Consider the following 5,810-nt stretch of genomic DNA (forward strand, 5'->3'; position numbering starts at 1 on the left):
AGGCCCGATTTTGCCTCTTGACAATGTCCTGCTCATATTAAAAGGAACGTCCCTAACTGCCGCAGGGGGCGTCGGCCGCGGCCGACGCCCCCTGCGGGTGCAAGCAGATTTGACTGCGCGTTACTTATCGGTACCCAGCTTGTGCGGCTTGAAGGCGAGCGCGTTGACGAGTGCGTCGGTGGCAGACTTGACCGCTGCCGGCTGCGGGTCGTTGACGTGGTCCTCGGGGTGCACGGGCAGGTCCTTCTTGACCGCGTCGTGGATCAAGTTGAGATACTCGGTCACGCCGGTGGTCGATAGATGCGTGCCATCGCCGTCGAACAGGTCATTTCGGTTAGCGCTGTATCCGTACCAGTCGACAACGCGCACGTTCTTGTAGCGCGTAGCGGCGTTGGCGATGGCCTGGTTGGTAGAGCCAACCCACGGCTGCGGGCTGCGCGTGTTCACAAACACCACAATACGCTTATCTTCTGCATCGGCCATGATGGCGTCGATCTGGTCGTCGGTTACCAAGCCGTTGGTGCCCAGGGCAAAGACCACGATCTTGCCGGCAAGGTTCTGCTGGATATAGCCCTCAAATGTCGCGCGCCCCGCATCAAACTGGCGGCCCTTTTCGGCATCGATATGGCTGTGCGGGAACACGCCGTCAAAGGTGTCTACGGCACGCAGCGACACGGAGTCGCCGATCATAAGCAGATCGTAGGAGCCATCGGGGAAGCCGTCGTTGTCCTTGTCGGTGTCGTCGGCCGCCTGCTGGTCGGTGGGCGCGGTGTTCTTGGCTTCCTTGTTGAGGACTTCGGCGCCCTCGCCGCTCAGCGCAGACGTCTCGGGCACAAAGATCAGGCCGCCCAGTGCAACGACCAATACGACAGCGCAGGCTGCGCAGACGGGGACGTGCGTGCGTGCCCAGTTGGCGGGCGTGGTGGTGCCATCGCGGAATTCGGCAACGGTTCGCCCAAAGGCGCCCTTCCTAAACGGCGTCTCGATAAAGCGATATGAGCATTCGGCCACGGCGACCACCAACAGCACCTGCAAAATGTACTGCCACCACGGCGTATCGTTGATGTTGGCGACCGGGTTCATGAGCAGCAACAGCGGATAGTGCCACAGGTAGATGCTGTAGGAGCGCTTGCCAACCCATACGAGCGGCTCGGCGGATAGCGCGCGGGCCACCATTCCCTGGGGCTGCACGCAGGCCGCGATGACCATGAGCGTGAGGATCGAGCACAGCAGCGTGCCTCCGCGATACTGGAAGGCGGTGTAGCCGTTGGTGAGCGCGACCATGGCGGCAAGGCCAACCAGACCCACGACGCCCAACACATCGATGGATGCGGGCGAGGACCAAAAACGCACGAGGGCGCTCGGCTGTGCCGGGGCGGTCTCGGCTGCTTCGTCGGCCTTCTCGCCAGGTTTGCCCTCGGCGTTCTTGCCGTGCTTGGCGGCGCCAGCCAGGCGATTGAGCCCCAAACGATGAGCGAGACGCACCGGCGCCAGGTCGCGATCGGGGATAAAGGCCATCCAGGCACCCAGCAGCAGCGAGAACACGCGGGTGTCGGTGCCGTAGTACACGCGGCTGGGGTCGGCGACAGGGTTGTAAAGCACCATCATGGCTAGGGCAGATACCACGGCAAGGCCCAGAACCACGCGGCGCGTGTTGGGTTTGCTCACATGCATGGATACCATGGCAAACAGCAGTGGCGGCCAAATCAGGTAGAACTGTTCCTCGATGGCAAGCGACCAAAAGTGCGTGAGCGGCGAGGGGTCGCCCAGAGCATTGAAGTACGAGACGTTTTGGGCAATCTGCCACCAGTTGTTGAAGAACAGCAGCGACGGCAGGATGTCGGGGCGCATCTTGGTGAGCATCACGTGGTTAAAGAGAGTGCACAGCGCGCAGGTTACCACCACGACGGTCACCACGGCGGGGACCAGGCGACGGATGCGGCGAATCCAGAAGCTCTTAAGGTCGATGCGTCCGGTCTTAGCGACTTCGTTGAGCAGCAAGCGCGTGATCAGATAGCCCGAAAGCACAAAGAAGATCGTGACGCCAAGCAGGCCGCCCTGCGCCCACGTGAGGTTAAGGTGATAGAGCACCACCGCGACGACGGCGAGCGTACGCAGGCCGTCAAGGGCAGGGATGTAGCGGGATTTGGGGCGAGCAGGCGTCTGCTCCGCGGCGGGAGTGTTGGCGCGGCCCGCGTTGTTGGCAGAAGCACGATGGGAGCTCACGGTGCGTCGCGGTTCGTTGGCACGGCGTTCGCCCTTCACGCGTTCGTGCGGCGCCGGCTCGTTGCCCGTGCGGCGTCGACCGCGCGAGCCCGATTGCGAGAGTTGTTCCATAAAACATCATCCAATGACGAGAATAATCAGCACGCCTTCATTGTAGCTGCCTGCTCCTGTGAATGCTTGCTGCTGGCGCAAGCTCAAGCGCGCGTCCACATCAAAGTGAACTAAAGTTATAGGGGGTGCGAGAGTGCACGATCGACGGCTGGCGGTGGGCATAAGGCCCGCAGATGAGGAGGTTTCCATGGCAGATCGCGGCATCGTTGCGGTGTTCGGCAGCATGAACATGGACCTTTCGGTGGCGTGCGAGCGCATACCGCGTGCGGGCGAGACCGTCGGCGGCAGCGGGTTTATCACCAACGCCGGCGGCAAGGGCGCCAATCAGGCCGTAGCTGCCGCGCGTATGGGCGCTTGCACGCACATGATCGGCGCGGTCGGTCGCGACGCGTTCGGCGCGTCGCTCGTGGTGGGGCTCCAAGACGCCGGCGTGGACTGTGACTTTGTAGTGCATCGCGATGACGTGGAGACGGGAACGGCGACCATCGTTCGCTGCGAGGGCGACAACCGCATCATACTGTCACCGGGCGCCAACTATGCGCTTGCGGGCGCGGACGTTGCCTGCGCGTTGAGGCGTCTGGTGGCCCATGAGCTCGACGGCGACGCCAGCGAGATTGCCCCGGCTGCCGGAAGCGTCTTTATCGCCCAGGGCGAATGCGACCTTGCGGCGACGGCCGATGCGCTTGTTTGCGCTCACGAGCTGGGGTTCTATACGGTCTTTAATCCAGCGCCTGCTTGTGAGTTGCCTGCGGAGGTCTGGCCTGCGGTCGACTTGGTCTGCCCCAACGAGACCGAGTGTCAGGTGCTAACGGGCATCTTGCCCACGGATGACGCGAGCTGCGTGGCCGCGCTTAAGGCCTTGCTCGCTAAGGGCGCCGGTGCCGCGGTTATCACACTGGGCGGATCCGGATCGGTTACGCTCGGCGATGATGGAGGGCTGCTACGCATGCCGGCGCTCTCTAGCGAGGTGGTCGACACGACGGCCGCCGGCGATACGTTTATCGGCGCACTTGCGGCGGCTCGGCTGCAGGGCTTGCCCCTTTTTGAGTGCATGGTCGCAGGCGCTCGCGCCTCGGCAGTGACGGTATCGCGCCTGGGTGCTCAGCAATCGATTCCCACGCGCGCCGAAGTTGAACGTAAGTTTGGTTTAGACGGTTTAGACGGAGAAGCGGAGTAGAACAATGGCAACCAAGAAGCTGATCCTTGATTTGGATATGGGCGTGGACGACGCCATGGCGCTCGCCTATGCCATCGCGAGCCCCGAGGTGGAGCTCGTCGGCATTACCACGTGCTTTGGCAACGTGCGTGTCGAGCAGTCGGCGCATAACTGCCTGGCGGTGCTCGACCTGTTGGGCCGACCCGAGGTGCCGGTGTACCTGGGCGCCGATCGTCCCATCAAGGCGAACGAGCCCTATACGCCGCCAGCGTCCACCACGCTCATTCACGGCAAAAACGGCATTGGCGGCGCGAGCGTGCCCGCATCGCCGTATGAGCCGGTTGGGGCGACGTCGGCCGATGGCAATGCGGCGGTCGATTATCTGATCGATGCCGCACGCACCTATGGCCCCGATTTGGTCTACGTGGCGACCGGCCCGCTCTCAAACTTGGCGCTTGCTCTTGAGCGCGATGCGGCGGCGATGATGTCTATCGGCCGCGTGGTCGTGATGGGCGGCGCCCTTACCGTGCCCGGCAACGTGAGCGCGGGCGCCGAGGCCAACATGGCAAGCGACCCCGAGGCCGCCGACGCCGTGCTGCGCTCGGGCCGCAAGCTCACCATGGTTGGTTTGGACGTGACGCATCGCGTGGTGCTGACGCGCCGCGATATCGCCGGCTGGACGGGTTCGGGCACCATGGCGGGCTGCGCGTTTGCAGGCATGGTCGAGCACTACATTGGCTCATACGAGATGAACGCGCCTTATCTTGGCGGCTGTGCGCTGCACGATCCGCTAGCCGTTGCCGTGGCGATCGACCCCACGCTCGTGGGCGCACTCGGCTGCAACCTGCGCGTTGACCTGCTCGGCGAGTATCGTGGCCGCACCATCTGCGACGAGCGCCGCGTGGCCGACCCGGACAAGAGCGCCCTTGTGGCGCTAACCGTGGACGCCCCGCGCTTCCTCGCGGAGTTCAAGGCACGCTTGGCTCACGTCTTGGGCTAAGTGCTTCCTACACCCCGTCTCAAGTAGCTAATTTGGGACGGGGCTTTTTTAACTACCCTTGAGGTAAATTAGCTAAATTGCTTCGTTCCAAATGAGTGCATAATTGCGTAATATATAGAATTAGCTGCTATAAACAGACTAAACACCGTTTACAGCCTAAAAGCGACCGTTAACCAAATACTTGGCCTTGTCTGGAATTGTCTGTGTTTGCATGGACGGGATGGTCTGCCGATATTGACGTATCGGCGCAGAAGCGGAGGCAGCATGAAAGAGTATTTTGGCATCGACGTGGGCGGCACGGCAGTTAAGTGGGCCGTGCTGGGCGAGGATTTTTCCATCCGCGAGCGCGGCAGCCTGCCGACCGATTTTGCTACGGCAGACGAAGCGGTCGAGGCCCTGACCGGTCTTATCGAGCCGTATCGCGATCGCGTGTCCGCCGTGGGCGTGAGTGCACCCGGCGGCATCTATGAGGATGACGCGGACGGCACCATCCATCGCGGCGGCGCGCTTACCTACATGGACGGCTGTCCGCTGGGAAAGTTGCTGCGCGAGCGGTTTGACATGCCGGTGGCGGTCAACAACGACGGAAAATGCTGCGCGCTCGGCGAGTACGCAGCGGGCGCCCTTCGCGGATGCCGCACTGGCGTCGTGCTCGCTATCGGCACCGGCATCGGCGGCGGCATCGTTATCGATGGCCGCGTGCTCCGCGGTGCACATGGCTTTGCGGGCGAGTTTAGCTTTCTGCGCAACGATGTGACACAGCCGGCATCGGGGGACAGAATGTTTTCGAGCACAGGCGGCTGGCGTGCGCTGCGCGATCTCGTCGTGGCCGAGAAGGACTTACCTGCCGATGGCACGGTGGACGGGCGCCGCGTTTTTGAGTGGGTTGAGGCTGGCGATGAGGCGGCGAAGCGCGCGCTTGACCGCTATGCGCGCACGTTCAACGCCATGCTCGTAAACCTACAGGCGGTGCTCGATCCCGAGGTGTTTGTGATTGCGGGCGGCATTTCGTGCCACCCCGAACTTATCGACGCGCTTCGCGACCAGATGCCCGCGGCGCTTGAGGGCTATGAGGGCATTCTCGCCGACATCCCTGTACCGCAGGTCAAGGCGGCAGAACTGGGCAACGACGCTAACCTATACGGCGCCGTGCAGGAGGCTATGCGCCTTTGCGAATAACTACTCTGGCGATGATTTTTCTGGGACGGGGATTAAAAAATCATTTTCTCGTCCCAAAAAAGACTGGTCTTCCGCCGCGCGTCACCAAAATGATTTTTTAAGGCTCTGTTAGACCAGGATTGACATTCCGCCCCGTCA

Annotated in this window: 4 protein-coding genes; 3 read left to right on the forward strand and 1 reads right to left on the reverse strand. The window is 62.4% G+C overall.

Annotated features, from left to right (window positions below; all coding sequences use genetic code 11):
- Window positions 1–120 precede the first annotated feature (120 nt).
- The gene (locus I2D41_RS06435) at window positions 121–2,337 is read right to left on the reverse strand and encodes an acyltransferase family protein (RefSeq protein ID WP_195363942.1); all 2,217 of its coding nucleotides are present in this window, start codon (window positions 2,335–2,337) and stop codon (window positions 121–123) included.
- A 187-nt stretch (window positions 2,338–2,524) separates the two neighbouring features.
- On the opposite strand from I2D41_RS06435, the gene I2D41_RS06440 reads away from it, so the two are divergent.
- From I2D41_RS06440 to I2D41_RS06450, 3 genes are all read left to right on the forward strand, one after another.
- Window positions 2,525–3,514 carry a ribokinase gene (locus tag I2D41_RS06440; protein ID WP_195363943.1) on the forward strand — a complete coding sequence of 330 codons (990 nt, stop codon included), beginning with the start codon at window positions 2,525–2,527 and terminating at the stop codon, window positions 3,512–3,514.
- 4 nt (window positions 3,515–3,518) lie between these two features.
- Window positions 3,519–4,493, forward strand: a complete 975-nt coding sequence (locus tag I2D41_RS06445) for a nucleoside hydrolase (RefSeq protein WP_195363944.1) — start codon at window positions 3,519–3,521, stop codon at window positions 4,491–4,493.
- A gap of 264 nt (window positions 4,494–4,757) precedes the next feature.
- Complete coding sequence (locus I2D41_RS06450) at window positions 4,758–5,672, forward strand: ROK family protein (RefSeq protein WP_195363945.1); 915 nt, start codon at window positions 4,758–4,760, stop codon at window positions 5,670–5,672.
- Window positions 5,673–5,810 lie beyond the last annotated feature (138 nt).

It is taken from the genome of Collinsella aerofaciens (assembly GCF_015552075.1).
GTDB lineage: Bacteria > Actinomycetota > Coriobacteriia > Coriobacteriales > Coriobacteriaceae > Collinsella > Collinsella aerofaciens_Y.

Excerpts from the sequence above, each read along its gene's own strand:
- I2D41_RS06435 (WP_195363942.1), bottom strand. The coding sequence starts at position 2,337 with ATGGAACAACTCTCGCAATCGGGCTCGCGCGGTCGACGCCGCACGGGC.
- I2D41_RS06440 (WP_195363943.1), top strand. The coding sequence starts at position 2,525 with ATGGCAGATCGCGGCATCGTTGCGGTGTTCGGCAGCATGAACATGGAC.
- I2D41_RS06445 (WP_195363944.1), top strand. The coding sequence starts at position 3,519 with ATGGCAACCAAGAAGCTGATCCTTGATTTGGATATGGGCGTGGACGAC.
- I2D41_RS06450 (WP_195363945.1), top strand. The coding sequence starts at position 4,758 with ATGAAAGAGTATTTTGGCATCGACGTGGGCGGCACGGCAGTTAAGTGG.